Source organism: Pseudomonas sp. SK (genome assembly GCF_012975065.1).
Taxonomy (GTDB): domain Bacteria; phylum Pseudomonadota; class Gammaproteobacteria; order Pseudomonadales; family Pseudomonadaceae; genus Aquipseudomonas; species Aquipseudomonas anuradhapurensis.
The window spans coordinates 3,523,023-3,545,868 of sequence record NZ_CP051857.1; the positions used below are offsets into that span (position 1 = coordinate 3,523,023).

Here is a 22,846-nt window from a genome sequence, read left to right on the forward strand (position 1 = left end):
ACGATGAACGCCTCCCCGGCGAGGGCGGCGCGTGCACGCAAGGACCACAACATGACCCAGCAGCACCGCATCCTGGTGGGCGACTGCATCGAGATGATGCGGACGCTGCCGGATCAGTCAGCGCACACCTGCATCACCAGCCCGCCCTATTTCGGGCTGCGCGACTACGGGGTCGACGGCCAGATCGGGCTGGAGGCCTCTCCCCGCGAATTCATCGAGAGCATGGTCGCTGTATTCCGCGAGGTGCACCGAGTGCTGCGGGATGACGGAACCCTGTGGGTGAACCTGGGAGATAGCTACGCCAGTGGCGGCCGAGGCGGTGGGGGCCGGTACATGGCCGAGCGCGGCGACGGTGCGTGGCAGGGAAAAGGCGATGCCACTGGTTGGCGATCAGCCCCCGCCGGCTGGAAGCACAAGGATCTGCTGGGCCTCCCATGGCGCCTGGCGATCGCGTTGCAGGATGAGGGCTGGTACCTGCGCCAGGACATCATCTGGCACAAGCCGAACCCGATGCCGGAATCGATCAAGGACCGCTGCACCAAAGCGCACGAGTATCTGTTCCTGCTGAGCAAGAGCCCGCGCTATTACTTCGACCAGGACGCCATACGCGAGCCTGCCCGAGCCCAGACGGCCCCGGAAAGCGCCAGCAGGCGCAACAGCTTCGCCAGGGAGACGAAGTACACCGATGGCGAGCACGGGCAGACAGCGCAGCACCGGACAGGCCGTGATGATGTGGACTACGACGAGACCCGGAATAAGCGCAGCGTCTGGACGGTGGCCACCGCCAGCTTCAAGGGCGCCCACTTCGCCACCTTCCCGCCTGACCTGATCCGCCCATGCGTCCAGGCCGGCTCACCTCGAGGCGGTTTGGTGCTCGACCCGTTCGGCGGCGCCGGTACCACCGCGCTCGTTGCCATGCAGGAAGGCCGGAAATCGGTCATCTGCGAGCTGAACCCCGAATACGCCGCCCTTGCCCGCCAACGCCTCGACACCGCCTGGATCGAAGGCGCTGCACAGATGGACTTCTTGCTGGACCAATCCCCAGCTGCATAACCCACGCCCAACTTTCACTCTTCACGCCATCTGGCGAGGACCGCCCATGTCAGCATTTCAGAAAAAGAACCCGCTCGATTTCAAAACCCAGTACGGCCTTGGCTTCGATCCTCAAGACGATGAGATCGTCGTCGACTTCTTCTGCGGTGGCGGCGGCGCCGGTACCGGCCTGGAGATGGGCCTTGGCCGCCCGGTGACGGTGGCTAAGAACCACAGCCCAGCGGCCATAAGCATGCACACCGCCAACCACCCTGCAGCGCGACACTTCACTACCGATGTGTTCGACGGCGACCCTGATGAGGAGTGCCAGGGCCGCGCGGTTGGCTGGTTCCACATGAGCCCAGACTGCACCCACCACAGCCAAGCCGCAGGCGGACAGCCGCGCAAGCGCGAGATCCGCAACCTGTCCTGGATCGGCCTCAAGTGGGGCGGCAAGAAGAAGCCCCGCGTGATCAGCCTGGAGAACGTGAAGCAGATCCTTCAGTGGGGACCGCTGATCGCCAAGCGCGACAAGGCCACCGGCCGGGTGATGAAGCTGGACGGCACTGTGGCAAACATCGGCGAACGCGTGCCGGTTCAACAGCAGTTCCTGGTGCCCGACCCGAAACGCCGCGGCGTTACCTGGCGCCGCTTCGTGCAGCTGCTCGAAGGCATGGGCTACCAGGTTGAATGGCGCATCATCAAGGCCTGCGACTTTGGCGCGCCAACCAGCCGGGAACGCCTGTTCATGATCGCCCGCTGCGACGGTCAGCCAATCGTGTGGCCAGAGCCTACCAACGCCAAGAACCCAGGCAAGGGTCAGCAGAAGTGGCGCACCGCCGCCGACTGCATCGACTGGAGCGTGCCGAGCAAGAGCATTTTCGGCCGCAAGAAAGAGCTGGCAGCCGCAACGCTGCGCCGGGTGGCCAAGGGCATGAAGAAGTTTGTACTGGACAACCCGCAGCCCTTCATCGTGCCGATCGCGAACTGGTCAGGAGAGCTGGCCCAGTCTGCCAACGAACCCCTGCGCACGGTCACCTCATGGCCACGCGGCGGATCATTCGCTGTGGCCAGCCCTACCCTAGTGCAGACCGGATACGGCGAACGTGCCGGCCAACAGCCGCGCGTGCCTGGTCTGGATCAGCCACCGGGCACCGTCGTCGCCGGCGGCGTGAAACATGCGCTCTCGAGCGCGGTGATTCTGCCAGCAACCCATCAGGGCGCAGTCCGGGTAAACGACCCTCGTAAGCCGCTGCCCACGGTGACCGCCGCCAACCGCGGTGAGCTGATGATGGCCAGTCCAGTGATGATTGGCGCAGGTGGGCCTGTGTACGCCGGAAAGCCTGCGCCAGCCGACCAACCCATGGGAACGTTGATGACGCAGAACCATCGGGCACTGGTCACCGCCTTCATTGAGCAAGCAAACGGCGGCTTCAACGCCCCCCCAGCCAAGGGCGCCGACGAGCCGATGACCACGGTCACCAACACCGGCAGCCAGCAGAGCCTGGTAACGGCCAGCCTGGCCACACTCCGCCGAAACTGCGTAGGCCGAGCCGTTGATGAACCGGTACCCACCATGACCGCCGGCGCCGAGCACCACGCCCTGGTCGAGTACAAGCTGTCACCAGAGCATGAAGAAGGCGCCCTGCGCGTTGCTGCGTTCATGATCAGCTACTACGGCACCGAGAACATCAGCGCCTGCGACTCGCCAGCGCCCACGGTGACCACCAAGGACCGCCTGGGCCTGGTAACCGTATTCGTGAAGGGCACGCCGTACGTCATCGTCGACATCTGCCTGCGCATGCTGCAGCCACACGAGCTCTACCGCGCCCAGGGTTTCCCGGCCAGCTACATCATCGACAAGGGCGCCGACGGCAAGCCATTCACCAAGACCGAGCAGGTGCACATGTGCGGCAACAGCGTCAGCCCGCCGCCAATGGCAGCACTAGCGCGAGCCAATGATCCATGGCGAACGGTATCGGAGCTTGCGAGTGTTGCTTAGGAATCTCGACGCTTGCCAACAACTACCGCACCGCGGGTGATCGAGAATCCGACGTCACCCACGTAGTTACCGTTTGTTTGAGTGCACGACTCGGATTGCCCCATCGCGATTGGTACCACGTTGACAACGTCGTAACCGGCTTCATCAAGATCTTCGTACATTTTTTGAAGGTGCGCGGCGTACTCATCGAAATTCACGACCTTCTGATTATGAACAACTTCGACCTTGTTTCCGAAAAGCCCGGCAGGCCTGGTACCTGATTCCAGTGATGCATAGAACCAGCGCGTGACAAATTTTCCTGACATAGAACCTCCTGTAAGCGGAAGCCAACGATATCAAATTAATAGCGCCATTCAATCGCCGCGATTAAGCGCGCACCCCCACCATTGGAGCGAGCCCATGCCCACAGAAAACCGATTCAGCAACACAGAGATGGTCAGCGTGCCGCGCGTGCTGACGCGTGAAATGCTCAATGGCGTATGCATGCATCCGGACCTTGCAAGGTCTCTCTGGAGCACACTGCTGAAGAATGCACCGCAAACAACCCAGCAGACCCACCCCGAGCCAATAGCCTGGATGGTTGGTACTGCCATCTGGTGGACCAAAGGAGAGGCTGAGCGGGACGCGGCCGAGGTTGGCCAGGCTGTGGTTGGCCTGGGACCTATGACCGAGTGCAGCTGCACCAGGCGACAGTGCTGAGGCTGCTCACCCCGACACGACCTTGCGGGACGGCGATTGGGCTTCGCCTTCGCTTGCCATGTGACGGGCACGCCCAACACCCCAGGCCATCGCCCGCGTCATGGTCTCGCCTGGGCGAGAGTCGAAGCTTTCTTCGTGGATCAGCGCTCCACTGGGACCGTAAACACCGATGAACATCTGGGTCGCGCCGATTCTCGAAAGGCGGACCTGGACATCGATTTGCGAACCGTCACTCAACGTTTCGTTGTGGGTTCTGGTGTGTAATTCCGGATCGCCCCACTGCCAGAAGCACTCGCCACGCTCCCTTACCATCGTCCTAGGTCCTTAGCTGTTGTGAGAATTATTACTTATCGCAACAACTAAATTGATTCAACTTATTTGACGCCAAATAAATGACTTGCGGACGACCGGCAATAACTTATACAAAGCGCGATTTTATGTAGAAGTATTAGCTGGACTGGACCTCATCCGAATCCCTATCACGGCTCCCTTGGGAGCTGGGGCCATACAGGTCGGGCGAGTCGAGCGTGGCGGCGAAGCTCATCCACTTTTCGAAGATGTCCCTATGCAGGGCTTGAGTCTCCTTCCACGATAAGTCTCCCATGCGTCCATAAACAACCTGGTTCATGATCGAAGATGTCACTGCATCCAGCTCTCTCAGGAGTTGGTATGCCGCAAACTTTTTTTCTAGTGGCATTTTTCATCTCGCAAGGCAGCAGAATTCAAACCTGTACTGGTGCTGCGACAGCACTATGGTGCTTTTTGATCCCTGTCACCGTCTGCTGGCACCTACTGGGCGCCAAACGGCGGTTAGCATCCTGCTCACATTCATCCTACACCATCCACTTCAATCAGCTGCCGCGATATGGCGGCTAAGGACGAAGTCATGCCTGAAGAAAGCCAACTGCATCCAGACCTGGCGCGAATCTACGATATTTTCGGCCTCCACCACTCGCATCCAATCAGTGTCCTAGAGGTCAACGTCCGGAATACAAAACGCTTCTCTGACCTTCTCCAGGCGGTAGAAAGCGAGTTCCTGATGGTGCCCGGCACGCCTTCGGACGAGCCAGAGGATGAAGGTTTCCCTGTTGATGATGAGTGCCTGGTTAACCGGTGGGGATCCACCCAAGAAGAGTACATCGAGCAGTTCAGAGCTGCGCTCGAGCACCTGAACGGGAAGAGCCGCACCATCACGCTTTCTGGCTGCGAATTCACCGAAGACGATCTGCTCCGCACCGCGGTGCGCATGGTGAGCGGTACCACCAGGATGAAGCAGCCACGGTGGGTGCTAATGAAGGACGCCTTCTGCTGCGGCTCTGGCGTGGCACACGCGCTGTGCCGGCGCTTCGGCTTTGATCCTGACGAAGGCCTGCGCAAATGACCCGCCTCGCCCTCTGCCTCCTGCTGTTGGCCAGCGGCGCCAGCGCAACCGAGAACGTCATCGACGTGCAGCACGACAGCAAGCGCGGCGTCACCTGCTACCTGCTGAATGGGGTCGGCATCAGCTGCATCCCCGACCGCCAGCTGCAGGCCGGCAACGAGCGCCAGCTCTCCCCGCACGAAACCCAACCCGAACCTACACCCGCTCTGGCGCCTGGGCGCTGGATTGATGAGAGGTATGAGCTGTGAGCAAGTATCGTAAAGGTCAGCTTTACACCCGCCGCATGCGCCCGTCTGACGACAGCGACAGTTGGCGCCTGGCAATGCGCCTGGCGTTCTACACAACCATGATGCGCAGCGGCGAATACAAGAGTGCCTATGTGCTCTGCCGCCACGGTGTGAAAGGGATAATGGAAGTCGGCCGGAGCCGTAAAGACCTGACTTCCACCCTGTTCATGTCCGGTTGCCGCAATTTCAAGGATATCCAGCGCAAGAGCAAGTTCGGCAACATCGAGCGCGCCAGAGCGGCCAAGACCAAGCAGGTAGCGCCATGACCGACCTGATCGAAGTGAGGGTATCCAACCTGGCCGGCGCCGCGCTGGACTGGGCAATCGCAATTGCTGAGTGCGGTGGCGTCCTGATTTACCCAGAGGGCGGGCAATTTCCGCCAGACGGAAGCGTGTCGCTCAATGATGATGATCTCACGCTTTGGCTCAATGATGGCGAGCGCGGTGAAGAGTCATGGTCACCATCCACCGACTGGGGCCAGGGCGGGTTGCTGATCGACAAGTATCACGGCACCACGCAGCACATCCCCGGGCTGCCAGCGGATCAGTGTTACGCCGGCGGACCGGCCGGCAGCGGTGTCTGGTGCTACGGCCCCACGGCCCTGATCGCGTTCTGCCGGGGCCTCGTCAACCACAAGCTTGGCGATACAGTCCAGGTGCCGAAGGAGCTGATGCCATGATCGCCCTCGCCTACATGGCCTACCTGATCGCAAGGGGGCCGCGATGAATGAAGTCAGCCTGTACCAGGGCGATTGCCTGGAGGTGATGAGGTCGATCCCAGATGCCAGCGTCGACCTTGTGCTAGCTGACCTGCCCTACGGCACCACCCAGTGCGCCTGGGATGTGGTTATCCCTTTCGCCCCCATGTGGGAGCAGTACTTGAGAATCGCAAAGCCGGAGGCGGCCATTGTGCTCTGCGCGGCCCAGCCGTTCAGCTCGCTGGTGGTCGCCAGCAACCCCCGCGACTACCGCTACGAGTGGATTTGGGAGAAAGGCAACGCGACAGGCTTCCTAAATGCAAAGAAGCAGCCATTGCGGGCCCAGGAAAGCGCCCAGGTCTTCTACCGGCGCCAGCCGGTGTACAACCCGCAAATGACCACCGGGCACGAGCGGCGCACGGCCAAGCGGAAAACGGTCAACTCGGAGTGCTACGGCAAGGCCTTGTCGCTCACCGAGTACGATTCGACGGACCGGTACCCGCGCTCGGTGCAGTTCTTCTCGAGCGATAAGCAGACGGCCAACTTTCACCCGACGCAGAAGCCTGTCAGCTGGATGCGCTTCTTGATCGCCACCTACACCAACCCCGACCAGGTGGTGCTTGATAACACCATGGGCAGCGGCACGACCGGCGTTGCCTGCATCCAGTTAGGCCGCCGCTTCATTGGCATCGAGCAAGACGAGGCACATTTCGGTACCGCCCAGCAGCGCATTGCTCAGGCAATCACCATCCGCGACACCCCGGCGGCGCAGATCGAACTCTTCGAAGCGCGGGCCTAACCCTTCCCCCAACTACTCAAGCCCGCCGACATGCGCGGGCGAGGATTTCCTATGTCCGCAACCAACCGATTCCACCAGGTCGCCAACGATGCGCTGGTGATAATCAGCGAGAACCTGCAGCCAGGCGCCAAATTGGCGCTGGTGATCTACACGGCAGGCGAGCCAGAGCTGGATATCGTCCTGAAGGACAGCGGCCTCGACGTCGATGAGGTCGTGAACACGTTGCGCCGGCGCGGAGGCCTCAGCCTCGACGGCGATAACGCCTACAAGCGCGGGATCTGCGATGTAGCCGTGGGCTCAATGGTGGCCGGAAAGCAGAACAACAACCCTCCGCCAGCTGGCCACTGGGGGCAGCGCTTCTGGGAGATTGGCCGGGCTGAAGGCGAGGCACAGGAAGAGCTGTTGGCGGCCCTTGAACACCTGGTCACCGTGACCACCCCAGACGCCAATGACCAGATCGGCGCCAAGGAAGAACACCTGGCCTCCTTGGAGCATGCCCGGGCCTTGATCCGGCTGCACCGCGCCTGACCACCAACCTGCCGCCACCGGCGGCGTGGAGACCATCCCATGGAAACCGAGATTCTTTCGGACGAAGAGCTGGCCGACCTGACCGGCTACAAGGCCAGGGGCTGGCAGCGCCGCTGGCTCAACGAGCGCGGCTGGCACTTCGTCGAGAGCCGCGGCGGCCGGCCCCTGGTAGGCCGTCAGTATGCCCGCATCAAGTTGGGCGTAATCCTTGAGGTAGTGCCGCTGGCACCGCCGCCCCCGCCACCCGCACCAGCGTGGACGCCAGATTTTTCAAAGGTGAGGTGATATGCGCCCCCGTAGCACAGAGAACAGGGATTTACCGCCGGGCGTGTACCGACGCAAGCGCACCAGCAAGAGCAAGAAGAACCCGAACAAGGCGTGGATCAGCTACTACTACCGCGACAAGGACGGCAAGGAAATCGCCTTGGGCACGGACCTCAGTCTGGCCCGGATGAAATGGGCAGAGCTGGAGGCCCGGGAAAAACCGCGCGACTTGCTGCTGATGGGGGCAATCTTTGATCGCTATGAGCGCGACATTATCCCCAAGAAGGGCGAGCGCACACAGAAAGACAACCTGGCAGAACTCCGGCAGTTGCGACCGTTTTTCGACAAAGCTCCCATCGAGGCAATTACGCCAGCGCTTGTCGCCCAGTACCGAGATGCACGGTCAGCGCCTGTGCGCGCAAATAGGGAGATCGCCCTCCTATCGCACGTCTACAACATGGCGCGGGAATGGGGGCTAACCACCAAAGAGAACCCCTGCCAGGGCGTACGGAAGAACAAAGAAGTGCCCCGAGACTTCTACGCGAACGATGCAATCTGGAACGCGGTTTACGCGAAAGCGGTGGGCGAGCTGAAGGACGCCATGGACCTGGCGTATCTGACGGGCCAGCGTCCGGCGGACGTACTGGTGATGAGAAGGGATGACATCGAGGATAAGGCCCTCGGCGTGAAGCAGAAGAAGACCCACAAGAAGCTGAGGATCATGCTTGAGGTGGATGGGGTTGAAAGCGGCCTGGGCGCCTTGATCCGGAAGATACTGGAGCGGAACGCACCGCACGGCTCGCCGTATCTCCTGCTGACCGAGTCAGGAAAGCGCGTCACGGCCGCCATGCTTCGCCATCGCTGGGACGATGCCCGGGAGGAAGCTGTAAAAGAAGCGGTAGCCGCAGGCGACCAGGTGCTGGCTGGCCGTATTAGCCAATTCCAGTTCCGTGACATCCGCCCGAAAGCAGCATCCGAAATCGTTGATGTCGACCACGCGAGCCTGCTTTTGGGCCACACCAAGGGCGACATAACCGAGCGGGTATATCGCCGAGTTGGGGCCCTGGCGAAACCGACCAAGTAAGAAAGTATCGGAAGCGCTTCCGAAATAAACCATTCCCAAGGGTGTTCCCATGGGTCGTTTTTCTATGCCCCAAAAATGCAAAAAGCCCTGAAGACTCAGGGCTTTGAATATGGCGGAAGCGTAGAGATTCGAACTCTAGGATAGTTGCCCATCGACGGTTTTCAAGACCGTTGCCTTAAACCACTCGGCCACGCTTCCAGCTCGTTTTGCGGCCGCCATCATACCGTAATGAAACAAGCTGTCAAACTCTCTGTGTCGCGGGTTGCGGGAGCTCTGGTAGACTCCAGACATCTGAACGTTCGAAACCACAGGTTCATCAAGGAGTGTCGCCATGCGCGAACAGGATTACGCCGTACACCACGGCCAGCAGGTCGAGCAGCAGGAGATCAGCAAGGTCCTGCGCAACACGTACAGCCTGCTGGCGCTTACCCTCGCCTTCAGCGGTGTCATGGCCTTCGTGGCCCAGCAGATGCGCGTCGGCTACCCGAACGTGTTCGTGGTGCTGATCGGCTTCTACGGGTTGTTCTTCCTCACCAACAAACTGCGTGATTCCGCCTGGGGCCTGGTGTCCACCTTCGCCCTCACCGGCTTCATGGGCTTCATCCTCGGCCCTATCCTCAACCGTTACCTGGGCATGGCCGGTGGCGCCGAAGTGGTCAGCTCGGCATTCGCCATGACCGCGCTGGTGTTCGGTGGCCTCTCGGCCTATGTGCTGATCACCCGCAAGGACATGAGCTTCCTCAGCGGTTTCATCACCGCAGGCTTCTTCGTTCTGCTGGGGGCTGTCGTGGCCAGCTTCTTCTTCCAGATCAGCGGCCTGCAACTGGCGATCAGCGCCGGCTTCGTGCTGTTCTCGTCGGTGTGCATCCTGTTCCAGACCAGCGCGATCATTCACGGCGGCGAACGTAACTACATCATGGCGACCATCAGCCTGTATGTATCGATCTACAACCTGTTCGTCAGCCTGCTGCAACTGTTTGGCATCATGGGTCGTGACGACTGATTGAGTGCGCCAGAAAAAGCCCGCTTCGGCGGGCTTTTTTTTGGGCCTACAGATTGATCGCGGCAATGAGCCGCGAACACCGGCAAAGACGCTCTTATCATGCTTTTCTCTACCCCAATCCACCGGCACCCCGTAGAATGCGCTCCTTTTTTCACCGGGGCAGCTTTCAGCCATGAGCTCACACGAACACAGCCCAGGCGCAGCGGCGCCTGCCAATGAACTGGTGCTTGGTCTGGAGGACCGGCCACGGCTGTTGATCGGCCTGCTGGCAGCCCTGCAGCACCTGCTGGCGATCATCGTGCCGATCGTCACCCCGGGCCTGCTGATTTGCCAGGCACTGGGCGTTTCTGCGCGGGATACCAACCTGATCGTGTCGATGTCGCTGGTGATCTCCGGCATCGCCACCTTTGTCCAGTGCAAGCGCTTCGGGCCGTTCGGTGCCGGGCTGCTGATCGTGCAGGGCACCAGCTTCAACTTCGTCGGCCCGCTGATTGCCGGCGGCGCGCTGATGGTCAAGCAAGGCACGCCGGTGGAAGGGGTAATGGCCGCCATCTTTGGCGTAGTCATCGCCGGCTCGTTCGTCGAGATGGGCGTGTCGCGCATCCTGCCGTTCGTCAAACGCCTGATCACCCCGCTGGTGACCGGTATCGTCGTGCTGATGATCGGCCTGACCCTGATCAAGGTCGGCCTGATCAGCATGGGGGGTGGTTTTGGCGCCATGGCCAACGGTACGTTCGCCAACGGCGAGAACCTGCTGCTGTCGGGCGTGGTGCTGGCGATCATCGTCGTCCTCAACCGCATCCCGGTGGTGTGGATGCGCAGCTGTGCCATCGTCATCGCCCTGGCGGTCGGCTATGCGCTGGCGGGCTACCTGGGCCGCCTCGACTTCACCGGCATGCATGAGGCCGCGCTGTTCCAGGTACCGATGCCGCTGCACTTTGGCCTGGGCTTCTCCTGGGCGCTGTTCATTCCGATGCTGGTGATCTACCTGGTGACCTCGCTGGAAGCCATCGGCGACGTTACCGCCACCAGCAAGGTATCGCGCCAGCCGGTCGAAGGGCCGCTGTGGATGCAGCGGATCAAGGGCGGCGTGCTGGTCAACGGGGCCAACTCGCTGCTGGCTGGCTTGTTCAACACCTTCCCGAGCTCGATCTTTGCGCAGAACAATGGCGTGATTCAGCTGACGGGTATTGCCAGCCGCCATATCGGTATCTGGATCGCCCTGATGCTGGTGCTGCTGGGCCTGTTCCCGAGCGTTGCCGGGGTGATCCAGGCAGTGCCGGAGCCAGTACTGGGTGGTGCGGCCATGGTCATGTTCGGTGCAGTTGCGGCGTCGGGTATCAATATCCTGGCCAGCACTCGGCTGGATCGTCGTGCCCTGCTGATCATCGCGGTATCGCTGGCCCTGGGCCTGGGCGTGGCACAGGTGCCGGAGTTCCTGGCGCACATGCCGGCAGCGATTCGCAATGTGCTGGAGTCGGGTGTGGCGACTGGGGGGATTTGCGCGCTGGTGCTGAACTGGTTCTTGCCGGAGGGCAAGGAGCAGGCTTGAGTTCACTCAACCCTTGCACGTTTTTTGTAGGAGCGGCCTTGCGTCGCGATGGGCTGCAGAGCAGCCCCAGTATTTCGGCGTAAATGCAAAAATCGCTGGGGCTGCCTTGCAGCCTATCGCGACGCAAGGCCGCTCCTACAAGGGCCCGCACGGGCCTGGCGATTCATGCGCAACACAAAGCCCGGCCCGCATGCACAAGCGGGCGCGGGCTTTTTTGCTTTATCATGGCACCATTCCTTTTGCATGAGTTACCCATGAAATTCGCTATCGCGGTGTTCTCCCCGGCCCATGCGCCCTCCTCGCGACGCGCCCTGCGCTTCGCCGAGGCGGTGCTGGCTGGCGGGCATGAGATTGCCCGGCTGTTCTTCTACCAGGACGGGGTGCACAGCGCCTCAGCCAACGTGGTCGCACCCCAGGACGAAGTGGATGTGGCGGGCCAGTGGCGTGCCTTTATCGAGACCAAGCAGCTGGACGCCGTGGTGTGCATCGCCGCCGCCCTGCGCCGTGGTGTGCTCGACGAGGCCGAGGCCAACCGCTACCAGCGCCCGGCCGTGAACCTGCCCAAGCCCTGGGAGCTGTCCGGGCTCGGCCAACTGCACGAGGCAGCGCAGGTTGCCGATCGCCTTGTCTGCTTCGGGGGCGACTGAAATGGCCAAGTCGTTATTGATCATCAGCCGCCAGGCGCCCTGGAACGGCCCATCGGCGCGTGAGGCGCTGGACATCGCCCTGGCCGGCGGTGCGTTCGACCTGCCCCTGGGCATGCTGTTCCTCGACGACGGGGTATTCCAGCTTGCAGCGGATCAGCAGCCCGCGGCCGTGCAGCAGAAGAACCTCGCTGCCAACCTGCAAGCACTGCCAATGTTCGGTGTCGAGGAACTGTTTGCCTGCAGCCACAGCCTCGCCCGGCGCGGCCTGGCTGCCGAGCGCCTCGCGCTGCCGGTGCAAGTGCTCGACAACGCCGCCCTGGCCGCACTGATCGCCCGTTTTGACCAGGTGGTAACGCTCTGATGACGACCTTGCATGTAATTGCCCACTCCCCCTTTGGCGACGAGCGCCTGGCCAGTTGCCTGCGCCTGCTCGGTGCCGACGATGCCCTGCTGCTGTGCGGTGACGCAGTGTATGCCCTGCGCAGCGGCAGCGAGCCGCACCGCCAGTTGCAAGCCGCCAGCCTGGCTCAGCGCCTGTTCGCCCTGGAAGAGGACGTACAGGCCCGTGCAATCGTCAGCGAACTGGCCAAGGCCGTGGACTACGCTGGCTTCGTCGAACTGTCGCTGCATTACGACAAGGTCAACAGCTGGCTATGAATACGCTCACCGTTGGCGATCAGACGATCGCTCTGGACAAGGACGGCTTCCTGGTCGACCTGCAGGACTGGTCACATGCCGCGGCCGAGGCCTTGGCGGCGCGCGAAGGCATCCCGCTGACTGCGGATCACTGGGAGATCCTCGAACTGCTGCGCCAGTTCTACCAGGAATACCAGCTGTCTCCGGCTACCCGCCCGCTGATCAAGTACACCGCGCTCAAGCTGGGCCCGGACAAGGGCAACAGCCCGCACCTGAACCGCCTGTTCAATGGCACTCCCGCCAAACTCGCCGCCAAGCTGGCGGGCCTGCCCAAACCGACCAACTGCATATGACCCAGCCACGCCCACTCACCCTGGAAACCCCGGCTGAACACCCGTTCGCCGAATTCGTGCGTATTCTTGGCAAAGGCAAGCGCGGCGCGCGTGGCCTGACCCGCGAAGAGGCTCGCGCGGCCATGACCCTGCTGCTGGAAGACAAGGTCGAAGACGCCCAGCTCGGTGCCTTCCTCATGCTGCTGCGGCACAAGGAGGAAAGCGCAGAGGAACTGGCCGGCTTCACCGAGGCGCTGCGCGCGCACCTGCAGGCCCCGCGCATCGCCGTGGACCTGGACTGGCCCACCTATGCCGGCAAGAAGCGCCATCTGCCATGGTACCTGCTGGCCGCCAAGTGCCTGGCCAGCAAGGGTGTGCGCATCTTGATGCATGGCGGCGGCGCACATACCGCCGGGCGCATGTATACCGAGCAACTGCTCGACCTCTTGCAGATCCCGCTGTGCCGCAATTGGGCAGCCGTTGCCGAGGCACTCGACCAGCATCAGCTGGCGTTCTTCCCGTTGCAGGATTGGGCACCGCAGCTGCAGCGTATGATCGACCTGCGCAATACCCTGGGCCTGCGCTCACCGATCCACTCGCTGGCCCGGGTCCTCAACCCGCTGGGCGCGCGCTGTGGCCTGCAGAGCATCTTCCACCCCGGTTACCAGGCAGTCCACCGCGAGGCCAGCCGACTGCTGGGTGACCATGCCCTGGTGATCAAGGGCGATGGTGGCGAGATCGAGGTCAACCCCGATGTCATCAGCCACCTTTACGGCACCACGGCAGGCGAGGCCTGGGATGAAGAATGGCCAGCGCTGAGCGAGCGCCGTCACGTCAAGCCGCCCAGCCTGCAAGCCGAGCATCTGCTGGCCTTCTGGCGTGGCGAGGTCGAAGACAGCTATGGCGAGAAGGCCGTCATCGCCACCATGGCCCTGGCCCTTCGCGGCTTGGGCCAGGGCCGCGAAGAGGCGTTCGCAACAGCCCAAGGCTATTGGCAAGCGCGAAACCAATCGATCTAATCGATTATAACCCCCGGATCTTTGCGCTATTTTTTCGAACGATTTGGCCTAGACTGGGCTCCAACGACAAATCACTTTGTTCCAGGAGCTCACCATGGGCCTTTTGATCGATGGCCGCTGGCATGACCAGTGGTATGAAAACGGCAAGGACGGTACGTTCAAGCGTGAAAATGCCCAGCGCCGCAACTCGCTGCCCGCCCCCGAAGCCGGCCGTTACCACCTGTATGTCTCGCTGGCCTGCCCCTGGGCACACCGCACCTTGATCGTCCGCGCCCTCAAGGGCCTGGAACCACTGATCGATGTATCGGTGGTCAGCTGGCTGATGCAGGACCATGGCTGGACCTTCGATCAGCAGCAAGGCTCCTCCGGTGACCACCTCGACGCCTTGCAGTACCTGCACCAACGCTATACCCAGGATGATCCACACTACACCGGCCGCGTGACAGTACCGGTGCTGTGGGACAAGCAAGCCAAGCGCATCGTCAACAACGAATCGTCGGAGATCATCCGCATCTTCAACAGCGCGTTCAACGAGCTGACCGGCAATACGCTGGACCTCTACCCTGCGCCGCTGCGCCCGGCCATCGAGGCACTGAACGAGCGTATCTACCCGGCGGTGAACAACGGCGTATACCGCGCAGGCTTCGCCACCACGCAAGAGGCCTACGAAACGGCGTTCGACGAGGTATTCAACGAACTGGACTACCTGGAAGACCTGCTCAGCCGCAACCGCTACCTGGCAGGCGAGTACCTGACCGAAGCCGATGTGCGCCTGTTTACCACCCTGGTGCGCTTCGATGCGGTGTACCACGGCCACTTCAAATGCAACCTGCGGCGCCTGAGTGATTACCACAACCTGTCAAACTGGCTGCGCGAGCTGTACCAGTGGCCGGGGGTGGCGGGCACGGTGAACATGGAGCATATCCAGAAGCACTATTACATGAGCCACAAGACCATCAACCCGAACGGGATCGTGCCCAAGGGGCCGCTGCAGGACTTCAGCCTGCCGCATGATCGCGAGCGGTTGCCGGGCGAAGGGATCTGGCAGGATTAAGGCATTCGGGGCTGCTTTGCAGCCCATCGCGACACAAGGCCGCTCCTACAGGGGCACCGCCCAGCTCGGGAGCCGCGCGGTATCCGCGTAGGAGCGGCCTTGTGTCGCGATGGGCCGCAAGGTGGCCCCAGCGATTTCAGCTGTTCTGCGAACCTTCGAACCAGGCCAGCTTGTCACGCAACTGCACCACTTCCCCGACAATCACCAGGGTCGGCGCATGCACTTCATGCCGCGCCACCAAGTCCGGTAGATCTGCCAGGGTGCCGGTGAACACCCGCTGGTTACGCGTGGTCCCCTGCTGCACCAGCGCTGCCGGGGTACTGGCCGCGCGGCCATGGCGAATCAGCTCGGCACAGATGGTCGGCAAACCGACCAGGCCCATGTAGAACACCAGGGTCTGCGCCGGTGCCACCAGGTCGTCCCAAGGCAGGTTGCTGGTACCATCCTTCAGGTGCCCGGTCACGAAGCGCACCGACTGCGCATAATCACGGTGAGTCAGCGGAATCCCGCCATAGGCGGAACAGCCACTGGCCGCGGTAATGCCCGGCACCACCTGGAACGGGATGCCCTGCTCGGCCAGCTCTTCGATCTCTTCGCCACCGCGCCCGAAAATGAACGGGTCGCCGCCCTTCAGGCGCAATACCCGCTTGCCCTGCCGGGCCAGGTCGACCAGCAGGCGGTTGATCTGGTCCTGCGGCACGGCATGCTCGGCACGGCGCTTGCCCACATAGATACGCTCGGCATCGCGCCGGCACATGTCGATGATCGCCGGTGCCACCAGGCGGTCGTACAGCACCACGTCGGCCTGTTGCATCAGGCGCAAGGCCCGGAAGGTCAGCAGGTCCGGATCGCCCGGGCCGGCACCCACCAGATACACCTCACCGCCCTGCTGCACCGGCGCGCCGTCCACCATCGCCTGCAGCAGGCGCTCGGCCTCGGCGCCCTGCCCGGCCAGCTGGCGTTCGGCAATCGGGCCCTGGAATACAGTTTCCCAGAAGCCGCGGCGCTGGTTGACGTCCGGGTACAAGGATTTGACCTTGTGCCGGAACCGCGCTGCCAGCCCGGCCAGCTCGCCATAGGCCGAGGGAATCCAGGCCTCGAGCTTGGCCCGAATCAAGCGCGCCAGCACCGGCGCGTCACCGCCGCTGGAAACTGCAATCACCAACGGCGAGCGGTCGACGATCGCCGGGAAGATCACCGTGCACAAGGCCGGCGCATCGACCACATTGACCGGCAGGCTGAGGGCCTGCGCATCGGCCGACACCTGGGCGTTGAGCCCGGTGTCGTCGGTGGCCGCGATCACCAGCCGGCAACCGACCAGGTCGGCTGCCTGATAGCCACGCACCAGCACCTCGCCGCCACCTTCCCGGGCCAGCGCGGCCAGTTGGCCGTCGACCTCCGGCGCCACCACGCGCAGCGCGGCACCGGCATCGGCCAGCAGGCGCGCCTTGCGCAGGGCGATCTCACCGCCGCCGACGACCAGCACGCGGCCGCCCTGCAGCTTGTGGAACAGCGGCAGGTAATCCATTTAGCGGATGACCTCGACGCCGCCCATGTACGGTTTCAGCACCTCCGGTACACGGATCGAACCGTCCGCCTGCTGGTAGTTTTCCAGCACCGCGACCAAGGTCCGCCCCACCGCCAGGCCGGAGCCGTTGAGGGTGTGCACCAGCTCTGGCTTGCCGGTTTCCGGGTTGCGCCAGCGGGCCTGCATGCGGCGCGCCTGGAAATCGCCGCAGTTGGAGCACGAGCTGATTTCACGGTACTTGTCCTGGCTTGGTACCCACACTTCCAGGTCGTAGGTCTTCACCGCGCCAAAGCCCATGTCGCCGGTGCACAGCGCCAGCACACGGTACGGCAGCTCCAGCAGCTGCAGTACGCGCTCGGCGTTGGCGGTCAGGCCTTCCAGGGCTTCCATCGACTTGGACGGTTCGACGACCTGCACCATCTCGACCTTGTCGAACTGGTGCTGGCGGATCATGCCGCGGGTGTCACGGCCGGAAGCACCGGCTTCACTGCGGAAGCACGGGGTGTGGGCCACCAGCTTCAGTGGCAGCTGCTTGGCATCGAGGATCTCACCCGCCACCAGGTTGGTCAGCGACACTTCGGCGGTCGGGATCAGGTAGAAGTCCGCCTCGCCTTCGCGGCTGATCTTGAACAGGTCTTCCTCGAACTTCGGCAGCTGGCCGGTGCCCTGCAGGGCCGGGGCCTGCACCAGGTACGGGGTGTAGTGCTCCTCGTAACCGTGCTCAGCGGTGTGCAGGTTGATCATGAACTGCGCCAGCGCGCGGTGCAGACGGGCGATCGGCCCACGCAGCACGGCAAAGCGGGCGCCAGACAGTTTGGCGGCAGCTTCGAAGTCCAGGCCACCGCTGATTTCGCCGAGGGCGACGTGGTCCTTGATGGCGAAGTCGAAGCTTCTTGGCGTGCCCCAGCGGCGCACTTCGACGTTGTCGTCTTCGCTGGCACCGACCGGTACGCTGGCGTCCGGCAGGTTGGGGATGGTCAGCAGGATGCCGTCCAGTTCGGCCTGGATGCCATCCAGCTCGGCCTTGCCGGCCGCCAGTTCGTTGGCCATGCGCTCGACGTCGGCCATCAGCGGCGCAATGTCTTCGCCCTTGGCCTTGGCCTGGCCGATGGACTTGGAACGGGCATTACGCTCGGCCTGCAGCTGCTCGGTGCGGGTCTGCACCGCCTTGCGGCGCTCTTCCAGTGATTCGATGCGCGCGACATCCAGGCTGAAGCCACGGGAGGCCAGGCGATCCGCCACTTCCTGAAGTTGGCCGCGTAACAGTTTGGAATCGAGCATATCGTTCTCTCGTTATGTGTAGGTGTTGGTTCAGAATCGGGTCAGGGACAGGCCAGCCCAGGTCGCGAGCAGCCCGCCCACCACGCTGATAGCGGTATAGCCCAGCGCCAGCGGTACTTGCCCGCTTTCCAGCAGGCGTACGGTATCCAGCGACAAGGAGGAAAACGTCGTCAGGCCGCCCAGAAAGCCGACGATCAGCCCGGCGCGCAGCTCGATCGGCACCATCGGCTTGTGCAGGAACAGGCCATACAGCAGGCCGATCAGCAGGCAGCCAACCAGGTTGACCGCCAGCGTACCGAGATAGAACTGCCGTGGCCAGTGGGCAACCACCCAGTTGGAGGTGGCGAAGCGCAACAAGGTACCGGCAATACCGCCCGCGCTGACGGCGGCAATCAATGCAATCACGGTTTTCTCCGCTGTCTGGGGCTGCTGCGGTCAAGGTCGGCCAGGTGGCGCAGCTTCTCGCCAATCTTCAGTTCCAGGCCACGCGGCACCGGCTGGTAGTACTGGCGCGGTTCGAGCGCTTCGGGGAAGTAATCCTCGCCAGCGGCGTAGGCGTCGGGCTCGTCATGGGCATAGCGGTACTCGTCGCCGTAGCCCAGTTGCTTCATCAGTTTGGTCGGGGCGTTGCGCAGGTGCAGCGGCACTTCCAGCGAACCATGCTCGGCGGCCTCGCGCAGGGCGGCCTTGAAGCCCATGTACACCGCGTTGCTCTTCGGTGCGCAGGCGATATAGGTGATGGCCTGGGCCACCGCCAGCTCGCCCTCGGGGCTGCCCAGGCGCTCCTGCACGTCCCACGCCGCCAGGCACAGGCTGAGCGCGCGCGGGTCGGCGTTGCCGATGTCTTCGCTGGCCATGCGCACCACCCGGCGGGCGATGTACAGCGGGTCGCAGCCACCGTCGAGCATGCGCGCGAACCAGTACAGCGCGGCGTCCGGGTTGGAGCCGCGCACCGATTTGTGCAAAGCGGAAATCTGGTCGTAGAACGCTTCGCCGCCCTTGTCGAAGCGCCGGCGGCTGTCGCCGAGCAGGCTTTGCAGCAGCTCGACGCCGATTTCGCCGCCATCCTCGGCCAGGTCCGAGGCGTTCTCCAGGAAGTTGAGCATGCGCCGGCCATCGCCATCGGCAGCGGCCATCAACATCTTGAAGGCGTCCTCGCCAACCCGCAGGTTGCGCTTGCCCAGGCCGCGCTCCTCGCTCAGGGCGCGGTTGACCAGCTTGCGCAGCGCCGCCTCGTCCAGGCTCTTGAGCACGTACACCCGCGCCCGTGACAGCAGTGCGTTGTTCAGCTCGAACGACGGGTTTTCGGTAGTAGCGCCAATGAACAGCAGGGTGCCGTCTTCCACGTACGGCAGGAAGGCGTCCTGCTGCGACTTGTTGAAGCGGTGCACTTCGTCGACGAACAGGATGGTCCGCCGGCCATACTGGCCTGCCTGCTGCTTGGCCACCTCGACCGCCTGGCGAATCTCCTTGACCCCGGCCAGCACCGCCGACACCGTTTCGAAGTGCGCATCGCAGAACTGCGCCAGCAACCGCGCCAGGGTGGTCTTGCCCACCCCTGGCGGCCCCCAGAAGATCATCGAATGCAGCGCACCCTGCTCCAGCGCTTCGCGCAGCGGTTTGCCGCGCGCCAGCAGGTGCTCCTGGCCGACGTACTCGTCCAGGTTGGACGGGCGCAGGCGGGCGGCCAGGGGCTGGGCGACGGGTTCGCTTCGAAACAGGTCCATGGCGGGCTCTGGTTACTCCTTGATGACATCCGCGCCTTGCGGGATATCGAACTTGAACTTGCTGTCCGGCACCGCCTGGTTGGCCTTGACGCCATTGAACAGGATATTGGTACGCTGGCCGACGCTGTCGATCAGCTGCATGTCGTTGATCAGGCCTTTGCGGAACGACACGCGCAGCGAGTCGAACAGGGTGTCCTTGGTCTTCGGCTTGAGGGTGAAGTCCATCACTTCACCCTGCTCCTTCGAGGTGATATCGAAGCTCTGGCTGATCTTCGACACATCACCGGACAGCAGCAGCGCCGGGGTCTGGTTCAGGCGCACGTCGAGCTTCTTGATGGTGGCCTGCTCCAGGTCCGGGTCCCACAGGGTGACGTTCTTGCCGTCGGAGACTACCACCTGCTCCTGCGGGGCATCGGTGTGCCAGTAGAACAGGCCCGGGCGCTTGACCGTCATCTTGCCGGAAGTTTCCTGCAAGCTGGTGCCACCGGCGTCCAGGGTCAGCTGGGAAAAGTTGGCCTCGATGGTCTGCGACTTCTCCAGCAGTTGGGTCAGGCGTTGTACATCTTGCTCACCGGCATAGGCGGTAACCGTGCCCAGGGTCAGGGCAGAAACCAACAGCATGCGAATCGCGCGCATGGGAATCCTCATCGAGCATTGAAATAGACCGGGCACCACCGTTGGCGCCCGGCAAGGTGTTCATCAGTCGCGCGGGCCGCCCGGGGCTATCACTTCCCGCGAGCCGTTGCTGTTCATGGGGGTGACCACGCCAGCCATTTCCATGGCTTCGATCATGCGCGCCGCGCGGTTGTAGCCAATCTTCAGTTTGCGTTGCACGGCCGAAATGGAGGCTCGGCGGCTTTCCAGCACGAACTGCACGGCCTCATCATACAGGGCGTCGCTTTCCGAATCATCGCCGTCGCCACCACCGCCGCTGCCGCCATCGAAGCCACTGCCGGCCTCCTCGACGCCGTTGAGGATGTCGTCGTTGTAGTCCGGGGCGCCGCGCAGCTTCCACGCCTCCACCACACGGTGTACCTCGTCGTCGGAGACGAACGCGCCGTGCACCCGGATCGGCAGGCTGGTGCCTGGCGGCATGTACAGCATGTCACCATGGCCCAGCAGCTGTTCGGCGCCGCCCTGGTCGATGATGGTCCGCGAGTCGATCTTGCTCGACACCTGGAACGCCATGCGGGTCGGGATGTTGGCCTTGATCAGGCCGGTGATCACGTCCACCGAGGGGCGCTGGGTGGCGAGGATCAGGTGGATACCGGCCGCACGCGCCTTCTGCGCGATACGGGCGATCAGCTCTTCGACCTTCTTGCCGACGATCATCATCATGTCGGCGAACTCGTCGACGATGACCACGATGGTCGGCAGGGTCTTCAGTGCCGGCGGCTCGTCGTCCATGCTCTCGCGACGGTACAGCGGGTCATGGATGATTTCGCCGGTTTCCTGGGCGTCCTTGATCTTGCGGTTGAAGCCGGCCAGGTTACGCACGCCCATGGCCGCCATCAGCTTGTAGCGCCGTTCCATCTCGGCCACGCTCCAGCGCAGGGCGTTGGCGGCGTCCTTCATGTCGGTGACCACCGGGCACAGCAGGTGCGGGATGCCTTCGTAGATCGACAGTTCGAGCATCTTCGGGTCGATCATGATCAGCCGCGCGTCTTCCGGGCTGGACTTGAACAGGATCGACAGGATCATCGCGTTCACCCCCACCGACTTACCGGAACCGGTAGTACCGGCCACCAGCAGGTGCGGCATCTTGGCCAGGTCGGTGATCACCGGCTTGCCACCGATGTCGTGGCCCAGGGCCAGGGTGACCGGCGACTTCTGCTCGTCGTACTGCGGCGTGGCCAGCACTTCGGAGAAGCGCACCATCTGCCGGTTTTCGTTGGGGATCTCGATACCCACGGTGGTCTTGCCGGGGATGACCTCGACCACCCGCACGCTGGTCACGGCCAGCGAACGCGCCAGGTCCTTGGCCAGGTTGGCGATGCGGCTGACCTTCACGCCCGCGGCCGGCTGGATCTCGTAGCGGGTGATCACCGGGCCCGGGTGGATCGAGTCCACCGTCACCTCCACGCCGAATTCCTTGAGCTTGATCTCCAGCAGCTGGCCGACACCGGCGAGCGATTCTGGCGAATACTCGATCTTCTTCTGCTCGGCCGGGTCGAGGATGGAGATGGACGGCAAGGTGCCTTCCACGGCGCTGTCGATGAACAACGGCGCCTGCTTCTCCTTCATCACCCGCTTGCTCGGTTCCGCTGCCCTGGCGGCAGACGGCGGTACGATCGGCGGGGCCGCGGGTTGTTCACGCTGCACCACTGGCTCGCGTGGCACTACCGGCTCGCGCGCTGCAATGGCCTCGCGCGCCACCACCGGCTCGCGCGACAGGGTAGGCTCGCGTGGCTCGACCGGTTGCGCGGGGGCTTCCTCACGCTTGAACAGGCGCTCGCGCAGCGCTGGCCGTGCCGGCTGCTCGTGCTTGTCGGCAGCCGGTACCGGTGCGGCCTTGAATACCGGTTCGTCCTCGCGCAGTTGCGCCTCCAGGCGCTTGCGCTCGTTGCGGGCTTCCCACCAACGGGTGGCGGCGCCTTGCATCAGCTCGAACAGGTCGAGGGTGATCTTGCCGGTCAGGTCCATCACCTTGAACCAGGACAGGTCGGTGAACACGGTCAGGCCGAACAGGAACAGGGCAATGAACATCAACGTGCTGCCTTGCACGTTCAGCAGGTTGCGCGCCAGGTCCCCCAGGCTCTCGCCCAGCGCACCACCGGCCGAGAACGGCATGCTCGCCGGCGGGTGGAAATGGATATGCGCCAGCGCCGCACCGGACAGCACCAGGAACACCAGGCCGATCAGCCGCCAGGAGAACAACCAGCCGCTCCAGTCCCAGGGCTGGTGGCGTTCGCGGAAGATCTGCCAGGTCTTGATCGCCAGCAGCAACGGGAAGATATAGGCGAAGTAGCCCAGCACCATGAACAGGATGTCGGCGAAGTAGGCACCGGCACGCCCGGCGGCGTTCTGCACCTGGTCGACGTTGCTGGTGTGGCTGAAGCCCGGGTCCGACGTGTCGTAGGTGAGCAGCGCCATCCACAGGTACAGGCACAGGGCGCCGACAGCGATCAGCGCACCTTCCTTGAGGCGATAATGCAGCTGCTGCCGCCACAGGGGCACGGGCAAGGGAGCTGGGGTTGCGGTGGATTTCTTCAAAACGCGTCTATTCCTGCGCGTGCTGCGCGTCCAATAGTGATCGGCCGGCGGTGCGGCCAATGAACCACTACTTTTAACATT

General features: G+C 63.1%; 26 protein-coding genes and 1 tRNA gene. 18 read left to right on the top strand and 9 right to left on the bottom strand.

From position 1 onward, the window contains the following. Window positions 1-51: 51 nt before the first annotated feature. Window positions 52-1,053, top strand: a complete 1,002-nt coding sequence (locus tag HG549_RS16380) for a site-specific DNA-methyltransferase (protein WP_170030528.1) — start codon at window positions 52-54, stop codon at window positions 1,051-1,053. Window positions 1,054-1,099: 46 nt separating this feature from the next. After that, window positions 1,100-3,034 (top strand): DNA cytosine methyltransferase, encoded by a 1,935-nt coding sequence (locus tag HG549_RS16385; protein WP_170030529.1) that lies wholly within the window; start codon window positions 1,100-1,102, stop codon window positions 3,032-3,034. Here the strand turns inward: HG549_RS16385 and HG549_RS16390 are convergent. Next, on the bottom strand, window positions 3,031-3,339 hold the full coding sequence (locus HG549_RS16390; RefSeq protein ID WP_170030530.1) for a hypothetical protein: 309 nt from the start codon (window positions 3,337-3,339) through the stop codon (window positions 3,031-3,033). The genes HG549_RS16385 and HG549_RS16390 overlap by 4 nt on opposite strands. 400 nt (window positions 3,340-3,739) lie before the next feature. Continuing rightward, complete coding sequence (locus tag HG549_RS16395) at window positions 3,740-4,045, bottom strand: hypothetical protein (RefSeq protein ID WP_170030531.1); 306 nt, start codon at window positions 4,043-4,045, stop codon at window positions 3,740-3,742. Between the two features lie 574 nt (window positions 4,046-4,619). On the opposite strand from HG549_RS16395, the gene HG549_RS26045 reads away from it, so the two are divergent. From HG549_RS26045 to HG549_RS16435, 8 genes are read left to right on the top strand one after another with little or no spacing between them, the layout of a single operon-like run. Beyond that, complete coding sequence (locus HG549_RS26045) at window positions 4,620-5,114, top strand: hypothetical protein (RefSeq protein WP_256665933.1); 495 nt, start codon at window positions 4,620-4,622, stop codon at window positions 5,112-5,114. Continuing rightward, window positions 5,111-5,362, top strand: coding sequence for a hypothetical protein (locus HG549_RS16405; RefSeq protein ID WP_170030532.1), 252 nt, complete (start codon window positions 5,111-5,113; stop codon window positions 5,360-5,362). The genes HG549_RS26045 and HG549_RS16405 overlap by 4 nt, the downstream gene beginning before the upstream one ends. Continuing rightward, on the top strand, window positions 5,359-5,667 hold the full coding sequence (locus tag HG549_RS16410) for a hypothetical protein (RefSeq protein ID WP_170030533.1): 309 nt from the start codon (window positions 5,359-5,361) through the stop codon (window positions 5,665-5,667). Before HG549_RS16405 ends, HG549_RS16410 begins: the two co-directional genes overlap by 4 nt. Beyond that, a complete protein-coding gene (locus tag HG549_RS16415) occupies window positions 5,664-6,080 on the top strand; it encodes a phage protein NinX family protein (RefSeq protein WP_170030534.1) in 417 nt (138 codons plus the stop codon). Before HG549_RS16410 ends, HG549_RS16415 begins: the two co-directional genes overlap by 4 nt. A gap of 43 nt (window positions 6,081-6,123) precedes the next feature. Further along, window positions 6,124-6,897, top strand: coding sequence for a site-specific DNA-methyltransferase (locus HG549_RS16420; RefSeq protein WP_170030535.1), 774 nt, complete (start codon window positions 6,124-6,126; stop codon window positions 6,895-6,897). A 51-nt stretch (window positions 6,898-6,948) separates the two neighbouring features. Further along, window positions 6,949-7,425: a hypothetical protein gene (locus HG549_RS16425; RefSeq protein ID WP_170030536.1), complete on the top strand. Its 477-nt coding sequence runs from the start codon at window positions 6,949-6,951 to the stop codon at window positions 7,423-7,425. Window positions 7,426-7,464: 39 nt separating this feature from the next. Next, a complete protein-coding gene (locus HG549_RS16430) occupies window positions 7,465-7,710 on the top strand; it encodes a DUF4224 domain-containing protein (RefSeq protein ID WP_170030537.1) in 246 nt (81 codons plus the stop codon). Between the two features lies 1 nt (window position 7,711). After that, the gene (locus HG549_RS16435; RefSeq protein ID WP_170030538.1) at window positions 7,712-8,773 is read left to right on the top strand and encodes a tyrosine-type recombinase/integrase; all 1,062 of its coding nucleotides are present in this window, start codon (window positions 7,712-7,714) and stop codon (window positions 8,771-8,773) included. Window positions 8,774-8,883: 110 nt separating this feature from the next. On the opposite strand, the gene HG549_RS16440 is transcribed toward HG549_RS16435, so the two are convergent. Beyond that, window positions 8,884-8,971: transfer RNA gene (locus HG549_RS16440), tRNA-Ser, on the bottom strand. A 133-nt stretch (window positions 8,972-9,104) separates the two neighbouring features. On the opposite strand from HG549_RS16440, the gene HG549_RS16445 reads away from it, so the two are divergent. From HG549_RS16445 to HG549_RS16480, 8 genes are all read left to right on the top strand, one after another. Beyond that, window positions 9,105-9,776, top strand: a complete 672-nt coding sequence (locus HG549_RS16445) for a Bax inhibitor-1/YccA family protein (RefSeq protein ID WP_003251184.1) — start codon at window positions 9,105-9,107, stop codon at window positions 9,774-9,776. 172 nt (window positions 9,777-9,948) lie between these two features. Beyond that, window positions 9,949-11,328: a nucleobase:cation symporter-2 family protein gene (locus HG549_RS16450; RefSeq protein WP_170030539.1), complete on the top strand. Its 1,380-nt coding sequence runs from the start codon at window positions 9,949-9,951 to the stop codon at window positions 11,326-11,328. A gap of 254 nt (window positions 11,329-11,582) precedes the next feature. After that, complete coding sequence (tusD, locus tag HG549_RS16455; protein WP_170030540.1) at window positions 11,583-11,975, top strand: sulfurtransferase complex subunit TusD; 393 nt, start codon at window positions 11,583-11,585, stop codon at window positions 11,973-11,975. 1 nt (window position 11,976) lies between these two features. After that, the gene (gene tusC, locus HG549_RS16460; RefSeq protein ID WP_170030541.1) at window positions 11,977-12,336 is read left to right on the top strand and encodes a sulfurtransferase complex subunit TusC; all 360 of its coding nucleotides are present in this window, start codon (window positions 11,977-11,979) and stop codon (window positions 12,334-12,336) included. After that, a complete protein-coding gene (gene tusB / locus HG549_RS16465; RefSeq protein ID WP_170030542.1) occupies window positions 12,336-12,632 on the top strand; it encodes a sulfurtransferase complex subunit TusB in 297 nt (98 codons plus the stop codon). Before tusC ends, tusB begins: the two co-directional genes overlap by 1 nt. Continuing rightward, window positions 12,629-12,964: a TusE/DsrC/DsvC family sulfur relay protein gene (locus HG549_RS16470; RefSeq protein ID WP_170030543.1), complete on the top strand. Its 336-nt coding sequence runs from the start codon at window positions 12,629-12,631 to the stop codon at window positions 12,962-12,964. Before tusB ends, HG549_RS16470 begins: the two co-directional genes overlap by 4 nt. After that, window positions 12,961-13,962 (top strand): glycosyl transferase family protein, encoded by a 1,002-nt coding sequence (locus HG549_RS16475; RefSeq protein ID WP_170030544.1) that lies wholly within the window; start codon window positions 12,961-12,963, stop codon window positions 13,960-13,962. The genes HG549_RS16470 and HG549_RS16475 overlap by 4 nt, the downstream gene beginning before the upstream one ends. Before the next feature lie 94 nt (window positions 13,963-14,056). Then, the gene (locus HG549_RS16480; protein WP_170030545.1) at window positions 14,057-15,016 is read left to right on the top strand and encodes a glutathione S-transferase family protein; all 960 of its coding nucleotides are present in this window, start codon (window positions 14,057-14,059) and stop codon (window positions 15,014-15,016) included. Window positions 15,017-15,152: 136 nt separating this feature from the next. Here the strand turns inward: HG549_RS16480 and cysG are convergent, their stop codons facing one another. The 6 genes from cysG to HG549_RS16510 form a co-directional block, all read right to left on the bottom strand. Further along, window positions 15,153-16,544, bottom strand: a complete 1,392-nt coding sequence (gene cysG / locus HG549_RS16485) for a siroheme synthase CysG (RefSeq protein WP_170030547.1) — start codon at window positions 16,542-16,544, stop codon at window positions 15,153-15,155. Next, window positions 16,545-17,825: a serine--tRNA ligase gene (serS, locus tag HG549_RS16490; RefSeq protein WP_170030549.1), complete on the bottom strand. Its 1,281-nt coding sequence runs from the start codon at window positions 17,823-17,825 to the stop codon at window positions 16,545-16,547. Between the two features lie 30 nt (window positions 17,826-17,855). Further along, window positions 17,856-18,230 (bottom strand): fluoride efflux transporter CrcB, encoded by a 375-nt coding sequence (crcB, locus tag HG549_RS16495; RefSeq protein ID WP_170030551.1) that lies wholly within the window; start codon window positions 18,228-18,230, stop codon window positions 17,856-17,858. Continuing rightward, window positions 18,227-19,552: a replication-associated recombination protein A gene (locus HG549_RS16500; RefSeq protein ID WP_170030553.1), complete on the bottom strand. Its 1,326-nt coding sequence runs from the start codon at window positions 19,550-19,552 to the stop codon at window positions 18,227-18,229. The genes crcB and HG549_RS16500 overlap by 4 nt, the downstream gene beginning before the upstream one ends. A gap of 12 nt (window positions 19,553-19,564) precedes the next feature. Next, on the bottom strand, window positions 19,565-20,188 hold the full coding sequence (lolA, locus tag HG549_RS16505; protein WP_170030555.1) for an outer membrane lipoprotein chaperone LolA: 624 nt from the start codon (window positions 20,186-20,188) through the stop codon (window positions 19,565-19,567). A gap of 63 nt (window positions 20,189-20,251) precedes the next feature. Continuing rightward, window positions 20,252-22,765 (bottom strand): DNA translocase FtsK, encoded by a 2,514-nt coding sequence (locus HG549_RS16510; protein WP_170030558.1) that lies wholly within the window; start codon window positions 22,763-22,765, stop codon window positions 20,252-20,254. Between the last annotated feature and the right edge of the window lie 81 nt (window positions 22,766-22,846).